At 60.9% G+C, this 19,987-nt stretch carries 16 protein-coding genes and 1 pseudogene; 9 read left to right on the top strand and 8 right to left on the bottom strand.

Annotated features, from left to right (window positions below):
• Window positions 1–12: 12 nt before the first annotated feature.
• The 4 genes and pseudogenes from P2T62_RS23415 (at window position 13) to P2T62_RS06210 (ending at window position 8,632) form a co-directional block, all read left to right on the top strand.
• Window positions 13–4,020: pseudogene (locus P2T62_RS23415) on the top strand (Eco57I restriction-modification methylase domain-containing protein).
• Window positions 4,013–7,417, top strand: a complete 3,405-nt coding sequence (locus P2T62_RS06220; protein ID WP_276260620.1) for a helicase-related protein — start codon at window positions 4,013–4,015, stop codon at window positions 7,415–7,417. The pseudogene P2T62_RS23415 and the gene P2T62_RS06220 overlap by 8 nt, the downstream one beginning before the upstream one ends.
• A 284-nt stretch (window positions 7,418–7,701) precedes the next feature.
• The gene (locus tag P2T62_RS06215; protein WP_276260619.1) at window positions 7,702–8,115 is read left to right on the top strand and encodes a hypothetical protein; all 414 of its coding nucleotides are present in this window, start codon (window positions 7,702–7,704) and stop codon (window positions 8,113–8,115) included.
• A 76-nt stretch (window positions 8,116–8,191) separates the two neighbouring features.
• Window positions 8,192–8,632, top strand: a complete 441-nt coding sequence (locus P2T62_RS06210; protein WP_337250446.1) for a restriction endonuclease — start codon at window positions 8,192–8,194, stop codon at window positions 8,630–8,632.
• 79 nt (window positions 8,633–8,711) lie between these two features.
• Here the strand turns inward: P2T62_RS06210 and P2T62_RS06205 are convergent, their stop codons facing one another.
• Window positions 8,712–9,662, bottom strand: coding sequence for a hypothetical protein (locus P2T62_RS06205; protein ID WP_276260618.1), 951 nt, complete (start codon window positions 9,660–9,662; stop codon window positions 8,712–8,714).
• A gap of 145 nt (window positions 9,663–9,807) precedes the next feature.
• Here P2T62_RS06205 and P2T62_RS06200 point away from each other — a divergent pair, with 145 nt between their 5' ends.
• A complete protein-coding gene (locus P2T62_RS06200) occupies window positions 9,808–10,263 on the top strand; it encodes a hypothetical protein (protein ID WP_276260617.1) in 456 nt (151 codons plus the stop codon).
• A gap of 393 nt (window positions 10,264–10,656) precedes the next feature.
• Here P2T62_RS06200 and P2T62_RS06195 read toward each other — a convergent pair whose 3' ends face one another.
• From P2T62_RS06195 to P2T62_RS06180, 4 genes are all read right to left on the bottom strand, one after another.
• Window positions 10,657–11,484 (bottom strand): hypothetical protein, encoded by an 828-nt coding sequence (locus tag P2T62_RS06195; RefSeq protein ID WP_276260616.1) that lies wholly within the window; start codon window positions 11,482–11,484, stop codon window positions 10,657–10,659.
• A 221-nt stretch (window positions 11,485–11,705) separates the two neighbouring features.
• Window positions 11,706–12,173, bottom strand: a complete 468-nt coding sequence (locus P2T62_RS06190) for a hypothetical protein (protein WP_276260615.1) — start codon at window positions 12,171–12,173, stop codon at window positions 11,706–11,708.
• Between the two features lie 42 nt (window positions 12,174–12,215).
• On the bottom strand, window positions 12,216–13,220 hold the full coding sequence (locus P2T62_RS06185; RefSeq protein WP_276260614.1) for a Cdc6/Cdc18 family protein: 1,005 nt from the start codon (window positions 13,218–13,220) through the stop codon (window positions 12,216–12,218).
• A 263-nt stretch (window positions 13,221–13,483) separates the two neighbouring features.
• The gene (locus P2T62_RS06180) at window positions 13,484–13,711 is read right to left on the bottom strand and encodes a hypothetical protein (protein WP_276260613.1); all 228 of its coding nucleotides are present in this window, start codon (window positions 13,709–13,711) and stop codon (window positions 13,484–13,486) included.
• A 145-nt stretch (window positions 13,712–13,856) separates the two neighbouring features.
• On the opposite strand from P2T62_RS06180, the gene P2T62_RS06175 reads away from it, so the two are divergent.
• The 4 genes from P2T62_RS06175 to P2T62_RS06160 all read left to right on the top strand — a co-directional run bounded on the left by P2T62_RS06175 (window position 13,857) and on the right by P2T62_RS06160 (window position 18,081).
• A complete protein-coding gene (locus P2T62_RS06175) occupies window positions 13,857–14,861 on the top strand; it encodes a Cdc6/Cdc18 family protein (RefSeq protein ID WP_276260612.1) in 1,005 nt (334 codons plus the stop codon).
• A gap of 176 nt (window positions 14,862–15,037) precedes the next feature.
• Complete coding sequence (locus P2T62_RS06170; RefSeq protein WP_276260611.1) at window positions 15,038–15,724, top strand: hypothetical protein; 687 nt, start codon at window positions 15,038–15,040, stop codon at window positions 15,722–15,724.
• Entirely contained in the window at window positions 15,711–15,992 is a 282-nt protein-coding gene (locus tag P2T62_RS06165) for a DUF8156 family protein (protein ID WP_276260610.1), read from the top strand. Before P2T62_RS06170 ends, P2T62_RS06165 begins: the two co-directional genes overlap by 14 nt.
• Window positions 15,976–18,081: a type B DNA-directed DNA polymerase gene (locus P2T62_RS06160; RefSeq protein ID WP_276260609.1), complete on the top strand. Its 2,106-nt coding sequence runs from the start codon at window positions 15,976–15,978 to the stop codon at window positions 18,079–18,081. Before P2T62_RS06165 ends, P2T62_RS06160 begins: the two co-directional genes overlap by 17 nt.
• Before the next feature lie 55 nt (window positions 18,082–18,136).
• Here P2T62_RS06160 and P2T62_RS06155 read toward each other — a convergent pair whose 3' ends face one another.
• From P2T62_RS06155 to P2T62_RS06145, 3 genes are all read right to left on the bottom strand, one after another.
• On the bottom strand, window positions 18,137–18,538 hold the full coding sequence (locus P2T62_RS06155) for a hypothetical protein (RefSeq protein ID WP_276260608.1): 402 nt from the start codon (window positions 18,536–18,538) through the stop codon (window positions 18,137–18,139).
• Window positions 18,539–18,985: 447 nt separating this feature from the next.
• The gene (locus P2T62_RS06150; protein WP_276260607.1) at window positions 18,986–19,291 is read right to left on the bottom strand and encodes a hypothetical protein; all 306 of its coding nucleotides are present in this window, start codon (window positions 19,289–19,291) and stop codon (window positions 18,986–18,988) included.
• Window positions 19,291–19,659 carry a DUF8122 domain-containing protein gene (locus tag P2T62_RS06145; protein ID WP_276260606.1) on the bottom strand — a complete coding sequence of 123 codons (369 nt, stop codon included), beginning with the start codon at window positions 19,657–19,659 and terminating at the stop codon, window positions 19,291–19,293. Before P2T62_RS06145 ends, P2T62_RS06150 begins: the two co-directional genes overlap by 1 nt.
• Between the last annotated feature and the right edge of the window lie 328 nt (window positions 19,660–19,987).

Raw genomic sequence — 19,987 nt, 5'->3', positions numbered from 1 at the left:
GTCGCCCGTCTCATGTCGGGCGAATTTTTATTAGATGGGGACGCTATCCCGTGGGAATCAGATCGCACGGGTGCCGCGTGTGAAGTCTACCTGGGGGAGGGGAGTGGGAACAGACTCGAAATCGTCGTCACGGAATCTGACGGCGAGCCCACCATGGAGTTCCTCCAGACGACGTACACGGATCGCAGGGATGGCCGTGTCTCGCCGGTGCTCATCGTCGCGCAGTATGGCGGTGCCAGGGTCGGCCTCTGTGGCCCCAGTGGTGAGGAGCCGATGGTGTTCCGTGATATCGATGCGGGGCAGGCCCAACGCGTCTGCGAGGCAGCCCTCGACAAGCCGAGCGGCAGTTCGGCCCGGAGCTTCCTGAAAGACACCATCCCGCAGCTCTCCGACGACCTCGCTGGGCTCCACAACCAGGGACTCCTCTCGACGCACGAACTGACCGAGGGTGTCCCCAATCGGGACGACTGGGCCGACGCCGCCGAGCGCGCCCAGAACGCCCTGGCGGACGACCCCCGCGAGCTGCTTGAAGGCCTCAACTACACCATCGAGCGCGACACCGACCACAGCTACGTTCTCAAACACACCGAAGACGGTCGCGAATCTGCCGTCGCGGTGTTCCTCGAAGAAGAGGAGTCGTTCGAGCACAAGCAGGACCGCTTCGTCGGCGACTCGCCGGTTGCCTATGCCCTCCGCCAGGCCGAGCAGCGCAATCTCGACTACGTCATCGGCAGCTCGGGCGACCAGCTCCGGCTCTACACGACGAACCCGGAGGCCGGCTTCGGCTCCCGGGGCCAGACCGACACCTACGTTGAGGTGAACACGCGCCTCCTCGACGACGAGCAGGCGGCCTATCTTTGGCTTCTCTTCTCCGGTGACGCGCTCCAGGAGGGTGGCAGCCTCCACGAAATCATGGAGGACTCGAAGGAGTACGCCACTGGGCTGGGCGAGCGCCTCCGCGAGCGCATCTACGACGATGTGGTCCCGCAACTGGCCGAGGCACTGGCCGAGGCCCGCGACCTCGACGACCCGGACAAGGACGACCTCGACGAAACCTACCGGATGACGCTGGTGCTACTGTACCGGCTGCTGTTCGTCGCCTACGCCGAGGACGAGCGGTTCCTCCCGCGCTACCGCAACAACCAGTACGACAAGTACTCGATCAAGCAGAAGGCCCGGGACATCGACGACGGGATGGCGTACGACGAGAACCTCACCACACTCTGGGACGAGGTGATGACGCTCACCACGGCCATCCACGAGGGGTCTTCGACGATGGGCCTGCCTGCCTACGATGGTCGACTACTCTCGAAAAACAAGGACTGGACCGAAGCCGGCTACCAGCTCTCGGAAGTCGAACTCACGGATGCGAAGTTCGGGCCCGCCCTCGAAGCCCTCCTCATCGACGAGACGCCCGACGGCTGGGAGGGCCCGGTCGACTTCCGGAACGTCGGGGTCCGCGAGTTCGGCGTCATCTACGAGGGCTTGCTGGAGTCCGAGCTCTCCGTTGCCGACCAAGACCTCACCACCGAAACCGCAGACGGCAACGAGCAGTACGTCCCGGCCGAGGATGCCGACGAGGTCGTCATCGCGGAGGGGCAGGTGTACCTCCACGGCCAGTCCGGCGAGCGAAAGGCCACCGGCACGTACTACACGAAGACGCGGTTCGTCGAGCACCTCCTCGATTACTCGCTGGACCCTGCGCTGGAGGACCATCTCGACCGAATCGACCGCATCCGGCAAGAAGAGGGCGACGCCGCCGCCGCAGACGCGTTCTTTGACTTCCGCACTGCGGACATCGCGATGGGTTCTGGCCACTTCCTCGTCGGCGCCGTCGACCGTATCGAGAAAGCGTTCCGGAACTACCTGCAGGAGACCACTCTCACCGGCGTTGAGGAGGAACTGGACAACCTGAAGAACGCCGCCGAGGCCGCCTTCGAGGACGAGGAATACACGCCCGACATCGAGCGCAGTCAGCTCCTCCGGCGGCAAATCGCCCGGCGTTGCATCTACGGCGTAGACATTAATGAGCTTGCCACGGAACTCGCACGGCTCTCTCTCTGGGTCCACACGTTCGTCCCTGGGCTTCCACTGACGTTCCTCGATTACAACCTCCAGTCTGGCGACGCACTCGTCGGCGTCGGTACGCTGGGAGAGGTGAGCGACGAACTCGGGATGGAAGAGGACCAGGTGACGCTGGGTAACTTCGACAGCGGTTCCGGTATCATCGACGAGCTCGACGACGAGATTCAGAAGGCTAAGAACGTCTCGGACACGAGCGCGGAGAAGGTGCAGGAGGCCCGCGCTACGCGGGATCGCATCGACGATTCGCTTGCCCCCGTACGCGCACGTCTGGACATCCTTACCGCGGCTCGCATCGACGAAGATATTAACACGGAACTCGCCACTGACACGAGCATCGACGACCCAGGGGGCCTATCAACGCATGAGGACGCACAGGATGTGCTGGAGCCGTTTGACGTGTTCCACTTCCCAACTGCGTTCCCAGAGGTGTTTGAGGGGAATCGTTCGGGGTTCGACACTATTGTCGGTAACCCGCCATGGGACAAAGTCCGATTCGAACCTTAGCAGTTCTGGGTTACGCGGCATCCCGGTCTCAACACCATCCCTGCCTCGCGCCGCGAGGACCACATGGACGAACTCCGGGAAAAGTATCCACAACAAGCCAAAGAGGAGGAACGAGAGCAGCTCCAGCGCGAGCAATATCAAGAGTACGTTGGGAGTTCGTTCAAGGACCAGGGGCGCGGTCACTACGATTACGCCAAGCTGTTTGTGGAGCGCTCAACGGACTTATTGAATGATGAAGGCGAACTCGGGTATGTCCTGCCTCGCCAGTGTCTCGTGCTAGGGGGGTGGAAGCAGTTACGGCGACGCCTTCTCAAAGATGCTGAGGCGACTGTCCTACAGGCGAGGAATCGTGGCGGATGGATTTTCGAGAACGTGGAACATCGGTATATGATTGTCCTCATCACCACGTCGCCGGAAGAGGAGGAACCAGGGGCCTATGTCTGGCCGGCTATCGAACGGGAAGAGGCAATTGATGAGATATCTCTCTCGAACTCAATTCACCTCTCATACGACGACTTAGCGAACCTGACGACCGAAAATCGGCTGGTTGTCCCATGGTTCGATAACAGCGGTGCGCGTGATGTCTTCCCGAAAATGGAACAGCGACACCGGCTCTCGCAAGAGGATGGCTGGTTCAAAGGGAAGCACGACGCCCGCTGGGATTTTACCGGATATGGCCCTCACAGCGATCTCTCAAACAGCGAACGAGAGCCCCACCATTGGAGAGTGTTCATGACCCGAAGCGTCGACCAGTTCCAAATAAACGAGGAGAAGGAATTTCGGCGGTTTGTGGATCCCGAAGAACTGTATGAGGAGGAGGATGATATGGTGAAGTCGGACGGCGAAATCAGTTTCTCGGTGGAGCATCCGACTGTGACGTTCCGCTATGTCACGATGAACGACAACACCAGAACGCTGATCTCGACGATGCTCCCCGAGAGGGGTTTCGTCTACTGTAAGGGATATATTCACGCCGTCGAACACGAGTCTGGAACGTCTGTTGAGGAACAGCTCGCTCTACTAGCTTACTTTAATAGCTTCACTTGCGACTGGTGGCTGCGCCGAATCGTCGACCGACATATGAACGCGCCGATGATAAACAATCTGCCCATCCCGAACTGGGGTGGCGACGAAATCAAGCAGGCGGCGGAATTGGCCGCGGAGTTGACCCAACGGGGAGGAATAGAAACACTTCCTGGAGGGCGGCCCGTCCCGAGTAACACCGGCTATAATTCAGTTGATGAAGAGGAAATCCGTGCCCAAATCGAGGCTCTCGTCGCGAAAGGTTATGACCTAGAACGGGAGGACCTCGACACGGTTCTCAGTGACTTCACAGAAAATGCGGCCTCGGAAAATCTTCGGGACCGAATCCGGGAACTGGCTGCAAGTGATTCCGCGGAAGTCGTTCACACAGAACAAGACGATGACTGAACGGCCACAGTTCGTCGATAATCGTGGTGGTAACACCCTCACCGCCGCGATAAACAGCTACCTGTCGGGACTCGGGGCAGAGTTGCGCGATTCACCGGATCTCGACGTGGTGACGGGCTACTTCAACCCGCGGGGGTACTTCTCCGTCCGGGAAGGGCTGGAGGAGGTCGGCGACGTGCGCCTGCTCATCGGCGCCCAACCTAACGATGAGGACCGCGAGGAGTGGCGCCAGCCCGGCGACCCGCTGGACGACGAGCAGTACAACCAGGAACAGGTTGACGAGGTGCTGCAGTCGCTGGACGATGACCTCCAGCGGGACCGGGACCTGCTCGGGTTCTCCGAGAACGTCGACGAAGGACTCCGGGAGCTCGTGGACTGGCTCCGTTCGGACGCCGTCGAGGTGCGACGCCACGAGGGCGGGTTCGTCCACGGGAAGGCGTACCTGTTCGACGAGGGGCACCAGGGCGTCGTCGCGGGGTCCTCGAACTTCACGGGTGCGGGGCTGAACTCGAACCTGGAGCTCAACCTCGGCGCCTACCAGCCGCAGGTGACCGAGGACGTGAGCGAGTGGTTCGAGGATCTCTGGGCCGAGAGCGAGCCCTACGACCTCGCCGCGCTGTACGAGGAGCGGTTCGAGCCATTCGACCCGTACATCATCTACCTCCGGGTGCTCTACGAGCGCTACGGCGAGGAACTCAAAGCCGAGGGCGACGACGGAGACGGAGAGATCGAACTCGCGAACTTCCAAGAGGATGGGAAGCTGCGGGCACAGCGCTTCCTCGAGGAACGCGGCGGCGTCATCGTCGCCGACGAGGTCGGGCTCGGCAAGACCTACATCGGCGGGAAGCTGCTGGAACAGACCGTCCAGCAGAACCGCCAGCGTGCGCTCGTCGTGGCGCCGGCGTACCTCCGGGACGGGATGTGGAAGCGGGTGCGGGCGGAGTGGAACTTCTTCTTCGAGGTCATCTCGTACAGTCAGCTCCGGAACGAGCAGAAGCTCGGCGGCGACTCGGTGTATCTCGACCAAAAGATCGAGGACTACCAGATGGTTGTGCTGGACGAGGCTCACGCCTTCCGGAATCCGAACACGCAGCAGTCACAGGCCCTCCGACAACTCCTGCGCGGGACGCCGCCGAAAGATGTGGTGATGCTCACCGCAACGCCGGTGAACAACTCGCTGTGGGACCTCTACTACCTGCTGCGCTACTTCATCAGGAATGACGCGGCGTTCGCCGACGACGGGATTCGCTCCCTCCGCGACCGCTTCAAGAGCGCCCAGTCCGAGGACCCCTCGGAGCTGAACCCGGAGTCGCTGTTCGACGTACTCGACCAGACGACTGTCCGGCGGACCCGCCGGTTCATCAAGGACAACTACGACCAGGCACGGCTCCCGGATGGCGAAGGAGGCTACATCTACGTCGACTTCCCCGAACAGCGCCCGCGTCGCATCGATTATGACTTCGACAACACGTTCGGGGACGACTTCTTCCAGGACATCGCTGAGGGGCTGGCGGCCGGCGAGGACATCGACGAGTCCGAGCTGAAGCTGGCTCGTTACCGACCCTCGTACTATCTCGAAGGAGAAGACGACGGCTCCGAGCTGTCGCTGGTGGGGCTGCTCCGGACGGGGCTGCTCAAGCGGTTTGAGTCCTCGTCATACGCGTTCGCGAACACACTCGAGCGGATGGTCGCGCAGAACGAGGTCGCGCTCGGGCTGTTGGAGGAGGGGTACGCCCCCGACGCGGACGCCATCGACGAGTGGGTCGAGATGGACAGCGACGAGGGGTTCGAGGAGGCGTTCGACAGCGTCGGCGACGGCGAGGTGAACGCCCGGCAGCTGACCGACGAGGACGCGAACCCTGAGCAGTTCCGTGCCGACCTCGAGAACGACCTCGAGATTCTTCGGTACTGGCGGGACCGCGCCGCGGAAGTAACCAGGGATGACGACGAGAAGCTCCACGCACTCCGTGATACCCTCCACGACATCGTGTCCGACGCGCGGGATGATGCACGGGCGGGGACCACCGAGGAGGCGATGTTCGACGCGGCCTTCCGGCGGAACCGGAAGGTGCTGATTTTCTCCTACTACAAAGACACCGTCCAGTGGGTGCTCGACTACCTGCAGGAAGCCGTCACCAAGGATGAGGAGCTCTCCTGTTACGAGGGCCGTATCGCGGCCGTTACCGGCGACGGCTCCGTCGACGGCGTGACACGCGAAGATGCTGTCCACGGGTTCGCACCGAGCTCGACCGACGCCCCAGAAGGGGCGACCGACGACTACGACATCCTCATCGCGACGGACGTGCTCGGCCAGGGTGTCAACCTGCAGGACGCCCGGAACGTCATCAACTACGACCTGCCGTGGAACCCGATGCGGGTCGTCCAGCGCAACGGCCGTATCGACCGCGTCAACTCGCCTCACGACGAGATCTTCCCACACTGCGTCTTCCCCGAAGACCGGCTCGACGACCTACTCGGCCTCGAGCACCGAGTCCGCCAGAAGCTCACGCAGGCGGCCCGCACCATCGGCGAGGACGGCGGCATCTTCCCCGACATGGAGACCGTCGACCGGAACTACTCCGACAAGAAGGCCGATATCGAGGCCCTGCAGAGCGAGGACCCTGACGCGTACGAACAGGGCGGCAAGGAGGCCGCGGCGTACTCTGGCGAGGAGTACCGCCAGGAACTCCGGAACGGGCTCGCTGACCACGAGGAGCGGGTGACCTCACTCCCCTGGGCAGCAGGCTCCGGGATGTACGGCGACCATCCTGGCTTCTTCTTCTGCGCCCGAATCGGGGAGGAGATCTACCTGCGGTTCGTCCCCGCGGACTACGACGAATCCACCGAGGGCGAACCCGACGACGAGGAGGACGACCCGCTGGTTCGCGACACGCTGGGCTGTCTGAAGCGTATCGAATGCGACCCAGGAACCGAGCGCCAGCTCCCGGACGAGGCCCGTGGTGGCGTCTATGATGCCTGGGAGGAAGCCCGCGGGGACATCTTCAGCCAGTGGCAGCATCAGGTCGACCCACGGAACGTCCAGCCGGATGTCCCGAAGATACTCCGGGAGGTCGAGGAGCACCTGTCCGAGCACGCGCCGACCAATACCGACCTGGACGGTGCCGAACGGGCCCGCAAGTCCGTCGGGGCGCCGCTCAGCCGCCGGGAACAGCGCGAGTTCCGTGAGATCTACAACGACGATGGGCTCGGGCCAGTGGAGAAGTCGAACCTATTCGTCGAGAAGGTCGAGGAACTAGGGCTGGAGCCGTTCGAGAGCCCGGACCCCAAACCCCGGATTCGCGAGGAGGACATCCAACTCATCTGTTGGATGGTAATTACGGAAGAGGAAACACGGGACTGGGGCGGGTTGGAGGAGCAGGCTACAATCGGAATGTAATCTCTACCGGGTGAGTGGCTCTGTCGCGTTTTACCGCGTTTCGCCAAAGATCGTAGTCTCGATGTAGCGGCTCTACTGAACCACTCAGCAACAGAATATCGAATCTGGACAGGCTGTGGGCCTCAGCCATTAACGTGGCTGAGAGACTGAGCGGCGTGCAACCTGGGCACCGCTGGCCGGGGGTCAAGGTTGCATTTCTCGAAGGGATTATCCAGACGGTAGAGAGCCTGCCGATACTGTGGAAGTAAGAAATAGCCATATAGTGTTACATCGTACCATGGCCAATGTACGAGAAGCTCGACCAAGGACAGTTTGCTCAAGTCAAGATTGATAGGATTTCTAGAAGTGGCCGACCGCTAGCCATCACTCCGAGGAACGGAATCGTCCATGTACCGGGAGGAGTTCCTGGAGAGAAAGTCGTAATCCGCTACGCTGGGAATGGTCATAGTCATATTTCGAGCCCAATCAACGGCGAGGAAATCATCTATTTCCATGGCTTCTACGAATGGGTCGACGAAGAGCGCGAGAACAGACAGAAGGGAACAGAGTCAAATCGGACCGACACCACCGCACCCAGGTTGCGCGACGGTACCCGAGTCAACCCAGTACTGAAGGGAACGAAATCCAAGAAGGAGCGGAAAAGTAAACGAGAGTTAGAACGGGAGAACATCAAGAGGATTCTCAGACGAGGATTGTAACCAGACACCGCGTGGATGGTCCGGACGGGCGACAACAACTGCCGTCCAGGAGGTCGAATCGCGTGCGGAGGAGCGCATCTCCGACATCATCGCCAATATCGATCCCCGCGACCTCGAGGAGCTGGTCGCCGCCGTGTTGCGGGCGATGGACTACACCGCACAGACGACCGCGAAGGGCCCGGACTACGGCGTCGACGTCATCGCCCACCCGGATGCGCTGGGCTTCGAGGAACCCCAGATCAAGGTCCAGGTCAAACACACGACGAGTGCGGTCGGCAATCAAGCGCTCGGACGGTTCCTCGGCACCATCAACGAGGGCGAGAAAGGGCTGTACGTCTCGACCGGCGGCTACACCACGCCCGCCCGACGCGAGGTCAGAAACCACAGCCGCACCGTGACACTGCGCGACCGGGACGGATTCATCGAGCTCCTCCTAGAGCACTACCCCGACCTCGACCAGGAGTACAAGGCCATGGTACCGTTGAAGCGGGTGTACGTGCCGACGGAGGAGGGGTGAGACGATTGGCCAGTTCACGCCAGGTGTAACCAGCAGTCCTCCCAGAGGAGATTTTCGAATGGCACAGCCACAGATTTACTCAATAGAGAGTCGGCCCATCGTACTCCTTCTGGCCGATCAGTTCAGCGACCCGGAACCCGATGTTGGCACGTTCCTCAGGATCCACCGAGCTAGCCTCCCGCTGAATATCGGCATCATAGACCAGTGAATCATCATCGAGAACGGTCAGCTCGATGATTCCGAAGCCAGCACCATCATCGCTGACCTGGCCCCCGTCGGTGATCTTGTTCCGCGTGGTACTGGAGCCGAGATTTCCGTATCGGTAGATATCCTTGATGAGGTCGAATTCTGGTGACGCAGACTCGTATTCGGTACCGTATCGGCGCCTGATCAGGCGCTTCAGTGTGGTTAGAAGATACCGCTGCGGGGATGGGGGATTGAGACCGTAGTTGAATCGGTGCTCGTTCGCCATCTCTCGCATGAACTCATCCATATCCGCTGGAGCGTAGAGGAACGGGCGGTGGACATCACTGACGAAGGAACAGTTCAGGAAGGTTTGCGTGGTCTCCGAGAGGTCGTAGGGACCTGCTTGCGGGTCGAACTGCAGGCAGAATTTGGGCCGCTCCTTCACGAAGTGGAACTGGGTCTTGTCTACCTCCCACGTCGCATACCCCTTATCGGAATTCCGGATGCATTTGACTTGAGAAATGAACCCCTGTCGGTGAATGACGCGATTTCCGAGGTGAAAATTGACGATGACTAGGATATCACCGAGTTCGATGTATTTTCTCGGGAAGTTGTTGATACCGTAGAATGAGATATATGGTGACTGGTGGAGTTCCTTGCTTTTCGAATGGATGAGGTACTGTGTTCCGTCTGTAGCCCAGATGTTGTCCAGCAGATCGACGACATCGTCGATGAATTCTTCCTCGGTCCCAGGTCCGTACTCGTCATACTCGTTTTTTAGTTGGTCTTCGATCTGGGACGCAAAATCTTGGACGAGATCATTCGGAACATCTGGCTGGACCATCGCTCAGGTGGCATTTGTTGATTTGGGGCACCATATTCCTTGCCACCATTCGTCAACTGAATATATCACCACATAGGACGCCGTGGTGGTGGGTTCACCGAACGGACCCAACAGTTGACGACGAACTGTTGTGGGCGAATCAGCGGTGATTCAGTTCGTGATTAGCTCAGCCCTCGGGCCTTGCTCAGACCGAGAGTTCACCGGAGAATTTGAAGAGAACGCTCTATGCCCGATTGAGATAGGCACTCGCGGGGTAGCCTGCTTCAGAAACGATTTGTCGAGCAGCCCTGCGAACGCTTCGATTCGATGGGCGCTCACCGGTTTCACTCATCTCATCCTTGATATACGCCGCGACCCGGTCCAGTGTATCTGGATCAGCGCAATCAGCCACCTCCCGGAGCGTGCGCTCATAGCCCTGCTTGGCTCGGGGATAGCCCTGCCGACCACCGAGAACCACATCATTCGTCTTGCCGATCTCGTAGAGATGCCCTTTGAGACGGAGTTCGACCCCGCGTCGCAGTTCAGGCTCCATGCAAGTAGTGCACCCATTAATCCCGGGACATCCGACATCATATATCCTGGGATGTGCGGTTCCATATGATCCCGGAGTTTCTTGAGGAGCGAGCGGCGTGCATGCAGTTCTGTCCATCTATGCTCTGAAATCCGACGTACGAGTCGCTATCGTTAGTTTCAGACAGCCATTGCCGATTGTCCGCAAGAGATTCCGCCCACCCACGTCCCCACATCTCCACGTCCTACGGGTCCCGGTCATCCCGGTTTGTTGGCTCCCCCTATTACCAGGTTAACTGGTTCCATATATCCCGGGATAACTGGACACGGACATCCTGGATTAAACTGGTAAAAACTTATTCCTGCTGCTGAGCTATGTTGGGGTGAGGACGCAGGGTAGGCCCTTGCCTTTGTGGCGGGGACTACCCTGGGAAGCACGTGTGGTCACAGCGCACGTGTGTCGACGTCCGGAGGTTTTCACTATCTATAATTCATCCAGTAGATAGTTCCGTACCGTCTCCGAGCAGAGCCTGTCCGCCAGCGACTCGAGCGGTTGCTCGTTCCACGCCCCCTCCTCAGGTGGCCGGCGTCCTTCGATCCAGGCGGCAGCACGGTCCTCTTTCGTGAGCTGGCGGCGCCGATTCCGAGTGCGTAGCTGGTACAGCGTCGTCGGGGCTTCATCGGAGGCCCGCCACGAATTATCAATTCGCTGGACGTCACATCCAAGCCCCTCGATGCCGCTCTCGGGAATTTGGCTATTCAGGTATCCAGCAATGTAGTCGGCGGCGGTGATCTCGGGATATGTCTTATCCCCTCGTTTTAGATTCGAGAGATAGAGAGGCGTAATTCGGTCACCGAATCCGCTGAACTGCCGTGCCGCAGCTCTACGGAGTTCGATCTGCTGTGTCCCATACATATGCCGCCCCCCGTCATGGAGGAGTGTCGCTGGTCCAGTGTACTCGGGGATCTCGCCATCAGAGCCACCAGTCATCGCCTTACTGGTGACTATACAGGCGATCATTCCACGTTGATCTTTGTTGTAGTCGCCCCAGCCCGCTACGGCGTGCCACGTGACTGGAAGCTCTCGAAACGCGTCGATTAGGTCCCGAACTCGACTCGAGAGATCGGCATTGGTCATTCCGGGTGGGGTGGAGCTGGATTTGTTTTTCCAGGGCTGAAGGTCCAAGTCGATCAGCAGTTCTGCCAGATCTTCGCCTCGCTCGCGGGGACACTGCACCGCGACCATCACGAATGGCCCTCCGCCGCCGTTTCCAGACTCGTCAACGCCGACGACGTGGTCTGCCTGTTGCACGTCTGCATCGCGACTCTCCACCCCCATTTCCACCAACTCAACACTTCGTAGACCAGACGGCATACAGGCTTACTCCAGATATTTGCGGCGCGGGGAAAAGGCTACCTTTGGCTGGCCTCCCGAGTCGCCGGATGAAAGATTCCGTAGGTGTAGAGTGACGCGTCGTCCCCTAGGCACCGGACGATGCAAGTAGCGAGGAGAAATCCGGGGATGGCCTCCGTTCAGATATCGAACTCCTCGACCACCTTCTCAGTCGGCCGGTCGTCACTTACCCCCCAGAGCCCCTGCGGCCAGAACCCGTCCTTGTACTCCAGCAGTCGATTGACCGCCTCAGGCGCGACAGCAACCGAGTCATCGTAGTCCTCGACGACGAACACGTCCAGCGCCGGGCCTCCATCCCAGTACATGTCCCGGATGTACTCCGTGTGGGTCATCGGCCCGATTCGCCCCGTCGCAGTATACCGACTGTCCGAGTTCCGGTAGATCAACAACGGGTCGCCCGGCGCCATTCGCTCGAGACTGCGCTTGTTGCGCTCCCAGGAGCCCTGTTCGGGATCGGTCCGAACGCCCCAGACACGGGCGGACTCAGGGAACGCAGGCGGCCGGTCCGCCCAATCCGAGAGGTCAACCGGTTGGGCAAGCGTGCGCCGGTAGGAGGCCTCATCGACCGGGATGAGCCAGAGCGTCATATCCCAGCTCCCATCCCGAACCGAGAAAAGATTGCCCCCAGATTACACCGCCGCGTACGTCCGGCCGCTCGTCGCGCCCTCGATCGTGACCAGATTGTAGCTCGCGAGCTTCTTGAGATACCGCCTGAGGGTCTGCCGAGTCTTCGGGTTGCTTACTCGGTGCCGATACTCCTCACTGACTGTCCCCATCGGAACAGGCTCGTCAGCTGCCTGCAGGATCTCATACAGCACCCGCTGATGTCGCGTCAACTTCGAGACCGTCTTCTGCCGGAGGTTCTCACGAGCCGTCGTTTCCGCCTGGATCACATCTCCCGTTGTAATCTGGGTATGACCGGCCGCCCGCGCTGTCCGGGCGGCCACTTTCAGCATCTCGATGGCACACCGGGCGTCGCCGTCGGCCAGCGCTGCGATCTGCTCGCGAATCGGGGCCGGGGCCACGTTCAGCTCCAGCCCGGCTGTGGCCCGGCGTTCCAGAATCGCCTGAATCTCGTCGTCGCTATACCGGTCCAGATGAACCCGCTCACCGACGCTGAGGCGTGAGAAGAGTCGGTCATCAAGCGTCGCGAAGAACTGTTCCTCCTGATTCGCGACAAAGATGAGATGGAGGTGTGCCATGCGGTTGAGATGATACAACAGTTGCGGGTCGTCCAACTGGTCGGCCTCGTCGATGACGACCACGTAGAGCTCCTCATCGCGTTCCCGAACTCGATTGAGCAGTTCGTCATGACTGGTGGACCGCTCATCGATATCGTGGGTTGGTCCAACGCCGTCGACGAGCTGGAAGAGGAACGCAAAGGGAGCGTGGTGGTGCCAGGCGTTGATATACTGCGTCGAAATCTTCGGATGGGTCTCCCGAAGCGTGTGCAGGAGGTAGCGCGCAAGACAGGTCTTCCCCGACCCGGAGGGGCCGAAGACATACGAGCGATCGCCATAGTGCTGTTCGAGCGGCAACGCCAGCGATTGACTCAGCGCATTGAGCTCGTCATGTCGGTGGAGGATGTCACTGGGGACGAAGTCCGTATCCAGGACGCGAGCATCGGTTATCATGCCGACCGACTGGTATCTGGGCCGGGTACTTAGGCAGAGTCGGGTGCTTTCCAGAAATTCCGGAGCCGACGCCTGCCAGACAGCGCACCGACCAGGCTGCTCGAGGAAGACAACAGCAAGCGACCTGCGCTATCGGGCGTCGACCCTGTCGCGCGAGAACTCAGTGTCACCGGCCCCCGCCACACTCGCTCCAACCACAGGCCGGGCACCGCTGGCACCCTTCCTGTGGGGCCAGGCGCTGCGTCCCACACTCCGGACAGCGCTCACGCATCGGCTTCCTGCCGGCTCGAATCGAGGTCCGCGGCGAGACCCGTAATCTTGACCTCAAGGTCCATCCGGCTCACGAGTGCAGCCACGACCGACGGCTCCAGGGCAGCTTCCTCGGCGAGGGTGTCAAGTGGAAGTGTCTGGCAGCCGGCCGGCGTCCGGGCGACTGCCTGCCGGATGCGGCGCCGGGCGATACGTTCCAGTTCTGTCTGAACGGATCCCATACCGATGGGCAGGAACCACGATCATATGGCCCTAGGAGGGTCGTTTCCAGAAATTCCACTTCCAGAGCAACCGTCCAGTCACAAGTGGAATTTCTGGAAATGACCCCCTTCTACTTATCCCGCTCCCGTCAGAGGGACGTGGTAGATGATCGAAGATGCTCGTGTCCTGCAAGCGGAGTGGGTCCCGCGGGAGGTCGAGCATCGGAACCCGGAACTCAACGCCCTCTCGAACGCACTCGAGCCAATAACCGATGGCGAACCCGCCGAGACGGCGTTGCTGGTTGGACCCTCGGGCGTGGGGAAAACGTGCTGTGCTCAGTTCACGCTCGAGCGACTCCGGGAGGCTGTCCTCGATATCGAGTACCAGCGGGTGAACTGCTGGCAAGATTACTCCCGCTTCCGGACCCTCTACCGCATCCTCGATGGAATCGGGGAGACGCTTGATATCCACCGGCAATCGACTGCCCACGACGAGTTACTTGAACGGCTCCGGGACTACGACGGCCCGCCCTACGTTGTCGTCCTAGATGAGGTCGACCAGCTCGAGGACACGCGGGTGCTGTACGACCTCTATTCGATTGATGGCCTCTCGATGATCCTGATTGCGAATCGGGAGGAGGACCTGTTCGGTCGGCTTGATGACCGGGTCGTCAGTCGCCTCCAGAGTGCCCGCCGCGTCCGCTTCGAGAAATACGGTCTCGAGCAAATCGTGTCGATTCTCGAGGCCCGAGTCCGCTGGGGACTGGAAGAAGGTGCGATCGAACGGCCGGAACTGGAACGTATCGCAGACACGGCCGCCGGTGACGCGCGGGTCGCAATCGGGATTCTGCGGGCAGCCGCGCGTGAAGCTGAGCGGCGGGAGGTCCCGCGCATCACCGACGACATCCTCGACATCGCGATTCCCCGAGCCCAGGCAAACATCACCGAATCGACGGTGGAGAAGCTCAACGAGCACCAGCAGATCCTCTACAACATTCTCGCCGAGGAAGAAGAGCTCCGGCCCCCAGCTCTCTACGAAGCCTACCGCGACCGTATCGATGAGCCACGAACCAACCGAACGGTCCGGAACTATCTCCAGAAGATGGCCCACTACAACCTTATCCGGGCCGAGGGCAAGGGCCGCGCCCGGACCTACCTGATAGACGGGTAGCCCTCACGGGACGGAAAGTAGCCTCGCCCCACGCCCTATCTGGAAACCGTTCTGGAAAGCCCCCACAGCAACGCCAGAAGGGCTCGAGACAGGTGAAATCTGGCGGTCGCCGTAGCTTCTGGAAACCTGGAAAGACCCCGGTACGGCTTATCCAGCCCCCACACCGTCGTTGTGGTATGCAGTCTGCACCATCACCGCAGCCACCGGAGACGCCGGCCCTCCCCACACTCGAAGCCGGCGTCACACTACTCGAGACCGACACTGCACCGGGCCCCCTCCAGTCGCTCGTGCTGGACCACCTGCTGGTGACCGATGGAGCGGCCCTCTGGGTCGACAGCAAGGGGCGGGCGACGACTGCCGCCCTCGGGCGGCTGGCTCCGAGTCGCCGCCTCTTGGGACGCATCAGTGTCGCCCGCGGATTCACCCCCTACCAGCACTACAGCCTGGTCCAGACGCTTCGTGAGCGGCTTGTCGACGCAGCTGGCGACGTGGCACTGGTCGTCGTCCCCGTCGTGGACCATCAGTACCGCGCTGAGGACCTTCAGGGCCTGGATGGCGCGGAACTCTGTCGCGAGGTAGCGCACGACCTGGCAGCGATCGCGACAGACCACGACGTGCCGGTCCTCGTCACACGAGCGGCCGCCGACGAACTTTCTCGACCGATTGCGGATGTCGCCGCAGAGACGATTGCATGCGAGCAGACGCAGTTCGGGCCGCGGTTCACCGGCTCGGGATTCGAGACGCTGGTCTACCGGGATGGTCAGTACCTCCAGACAACGCTGGCGTTCTGGGGCGAGGTGCTTGCCGAGCGGGCGACGGCCGTAGCGGACACGACGGAGGTGGCGAGCGTTGGGGCGTACTAATCCGACGTACCGTGACCGCCTCCGCGGGCTGGAGGAGCGCTGGCAGCCGTATCGAAGGGGGCTCCGCCGCCGGGAGCAGGGCCACTACGACCAGCTGTGGGCGGACGCCCGACAGCACGCCGATGCCGCCGGCTATCTCAATCATGACGAACCGCTGTTCCCCGTCTTCCTCTCGATGCTGCTGGCCCAGCAAGCTCGCATCGCAACCCTCGAAGAGCAGCTCACCGCCCTGGAAGCGGTCCACGGTGAGGATGGTTCTGAAGATTGACTTTCAGGACGGAGCGGTGCTGGTCTGGCGGGTCACCCCCGACGGCGTGACCGCCGAACGGGTTGCCGACTACACGCCCACGATCTGTGTCCACGCTGAGGGCGGATCCCTAGACGATATCCGGCCGCATCTTCGCACTCACCCGCAAGTTGCAGCGACCGCCCGTACCCACCACCGTCCGGGCTTCCGGCACGAGGCCGCCCCGATGCTCCGCGTCGATGTGACCGACGTTGGAGCGATTACCGACGTAGCCCGACAGATCCAACAGTGGGACCGGCCAGGCGCCTACCGGTTGTTCGACGTGGACCTCTCGCCGGAGTTCCGCTACTGTCTGGAGACGGGGACCGAGCCGACGCCCACCGAGACCCGCGAGCTCGAATGCCTCCGGCTGGCCGCGACCGAGGCCGACCTGGCGACCAACCCGTTGCCACGGCTGACCGTCGGCGAGCAGGTGATTGAGGGCCCCGACACCATCATCGAGACGGTTACCCGACGCCTCCACCGGACCGACCCGGATATTCTGGTCGTGAGTGCAGCAGCGCTCGTCCCCCGACTGTTCGAGCTGGCCGACCGTGTCTGCAATCGGTCGTTCCAGCTGGGGCGGCGCCCGGGCTACCAGCAACGAGCGGGGCGGTCGACCTATACGAGCTACGGACAGGTCGGCCACTCACCAGCCCGCTATTCCGTCCCCGGACGGGTTCTCATCAACGAGCAACACTCGTTCATGTGGTCGGAGACGAATCTGGCGGGCTGTCTCGATCTCGTCGAGCGCTCGGGGAAGCCACTCCAGGAGCTCGGCTGGGCCTCCATCGGGAATATCCTCACCGCCATCCAGATTCGCGAGGCGCGCGAGCGGGACGTCCGCGTGCCGTGGAACTCCTGGCGACATGAATTCTTCAAATCGATGCGCACGCTCCACGAGGCCGACCGCGGCGGGTTCACCTTCGAGCCCGAGGTCGGCATCCACGAGGACGTCCACGAACTCGATTTCTCGTCGATGTATCCGAATATCATGGTGACACGGAACATCAGCCCGGAGACGGTCTGCTGTGACTGTCACACCAGCGACGACGTGCCAGGGCTGGACTATTCGATCTGCGACGAACGGGGCTATCTCGCGGATGTGCTAAAGCCGATTATCGACGACCGGGCCGCGATCAAGGCCGAACTACAGACCGTCGATGACCTCGAGCGAGAGCAGGCGCTTCAGGGACGCTCGGCGGCACTGAAGTGGATCCTCGTCTCCTGCTTCGGGTACCAGGGGTTCAGCAACGCCAAGTTCGGTCGTATCGAGTGCCACGAGGCGATCAATGCGGTCGCCCGGGAGATCCTCCTCGACGCGAAGGAGCTCCTCGAAGCGAACGGCTGGCGTGTGGTCCACGGCATCGTCGACAGCCTTTGGGTGACCGCGATGGCCGACCGCGAGCAGACACCGCTCGAAGAAGTTTGCGAGACAGTCAGCGAGGCAATTGCAATCGACCTCGAACACGAGGCGGCGTACGACTGGATCGCGTTCGTTCCACAGCGGACCTCGGATGCGGGCGCGCTCACGAAGTACTTCGGCAAAGAGGCAGGTATCAACGATCGCTACAAGTATCGCGGCATCGAGTGTCGACAGCGCTCCACCTCAGCGTACGTCGACCGCGTGCAACGTGGATTTATCCAGACGTACTCGGAACACCGTGAGCCGCAGGCGGTGTGCGACATTCTCCAACGACGGCTGGATGAACTCAACCGGGGCGCAGTCGACGCGAGAGAACTGCTCATCACCCAGCGAGTCTCGAAACCGCTCGAGGAGTACGAGCAGCGCACGCGGTCGGTATCGGCGTTGCGGCGCGCTGAGTCTCAGGGTATCGGCGTCCATCCGGGCGAATCCATCGAGTACCTCGTCGCCAACGACGCGACACATTCGCGCGATCGAGTTCGGTTGGCGTTCGAAGTCACTGCCGAGACCGCATATGATGCCTCGTTCTACCGGGAACGACTACTCCGAGCAGCTGAGAGTGTCCTCTCCCCGACGGGATGGCGGGAATCAGATATTGAGGCGTACCTGGCGGACCGCTCGGATGCGAGTCTTCGGACGTATTGAGCTCTGTCATCTCGGTTAGCGGCGATAATCGATGTGCGGGTGCGGCACCTACCAGTCACTCCGGTTGGCGCTCAAGCAACTTATCGAGGAACCGCTGTGCGGATTTTGACATACCTCTGTGCTCGACGAGTTGCCCAAGGTACGCTCGAGCATCTGCACGCGTTAGGCGCGTTACGCTTCGCATGAGCTTGGCCTGGTGGAACAGGCCACCCTCACCGAAGCGCGCGTTGAAGGGACGCGCGAACTCCCGCTCGACAGTCTGCAGTTCCCGCGCGTAAAGGACGTAGTCGTAGGTCTCAGGCCATGGTGTTTCAGACTGGTCAGTGACTGGGGCATACCCGTGGTATTTCCAGAGGCCGAGCGTCCCGTGGGGGGCAGAGCCGTCGCCCCGTGTCGTCCGCCGCGCAATAATCAGCGCACCCTTCGGGATCGTCCGAGGGTGCAGTTCTCGGTTCATGGCATGCTGTTTGATTCCGTGCCAAGGCTGACCAACATTCACGCTGCGATGAGCATTGGCGTCTGTAGGACCCTCTACGCAAGGACGCCAGTTGTGCTGTCGAGCATTGAAGACGACCACGTTGTCGATGAGTCGCGAGCTGGACTGGGCCGAGGGGGAGTGAGCATTCGTCGCCATCCTCGATGCCAAGTCGGAACCCCACCGACATAAATATTTCTGTAAAATTTGGAACAAATTTCGAACATCCAGTGTTTGAGAGATTTAGCCTAGCCCTTTACCTAGTTCAACTAGTCTAGGACGAATTCAACCTAGTAAAACCACTCAGCAAGTCAGTAGTCTAGTTTGGAGCAGTTCCTAGGCTTCCTCAGTCCTAGGGCTATCGCTCCTAGTTGTGTGCTAGTCCAAGACCGCCTCCGGATTGTTGACGAAAAGGGGGGTAGTGACCCCTCACGTCTCGCAGACCTCCACGTACGCGTCCTCACCGAGCAGCAGTTGGATCTCCTCGTAGGGCTCGTACGGATGATCGAACCCGTTCATCTTGTATCGGGTCCCCTTCTCAAGCCGGATATCCGGATCGTAGACCACGAACGGCCGGACATCGCCGGCCGACATCGATCCATCCCGGAGAAGCCCCTTCTGATAGGGCTTGGCGCTGTTCAGATCTTGGATGTGGGTCACCGTTGCGATGACGAACACGTTGTCACCTGAACCGTTCATCTCGTCGAGACGCGTCCGGCCTTCTCGCACTGCCATCAGGACCACCCCCCGGTCATCGTGATGGTTTTCTCGACCGGGTCGCCGCAACGGGGGCACGCATCGTGTTCGAAGATATCGGTCAGACAACCACACTCACAAGCCTGCATGCTTGTCGTGTCCATCCGGTCGTGGTCAGCGTACAGTACCGTCACCACTCGCCAGGACTTGATGACCAGCAGCAGGTCGTAAGCGGGGTGATAATAGGCCGTATCGCCGTTGACCTGGCTATCTACTTCGAACGCATCGTGGATGGCTGTTACCAGCGGCTCAGGGGTGTCGACGGGCGCTCGATCTTCCCACTGGTCAGCAGCGTGGTTTGTAATCGTCGGCGGGCTCGGATCAGAACTGAGGCTCTTTGTGCTCATGGTAATGGCTCTCCAATGCCCTGCCAGCGCTGGCCAGCGTTGCCACTCGCCAGCGGCCGTACAGAGCATTACAATCGAGGGCAGCGGTCAGGATTCTCCAGGCAACCTGCCACTCCAAAATCCGTGCCGACCTGGTATGGCAAGAGACGCAATCAACGTCTCACCACTCAGAATCGGATTGTGTCGGGACGATCCGCTTTGCTCCGAAGCGCCTAAGGGTTACATCACCCGGGCGCAGAGCGCGTACGATACTGTACGCTAAGCGAATGAGGGTCGCTTCGAATTCCAATGGACAGAACATCTGTCGCATTATTGCGACAAGTCAAAT

Source organism: Haloglomus litoreum, from assembly GCF_029338515.1.
Classification (GTDB): Archaea; Halobacteriota; Halobacteria; order Halobacteriales; family Haloarculaceae; genus Haloglomus; species Haloglomus litoreum.
Note: the sequence above shows the minus strand (reverse complement) of the source record. Positions and strands in the feature narration are given on the sequence as shown.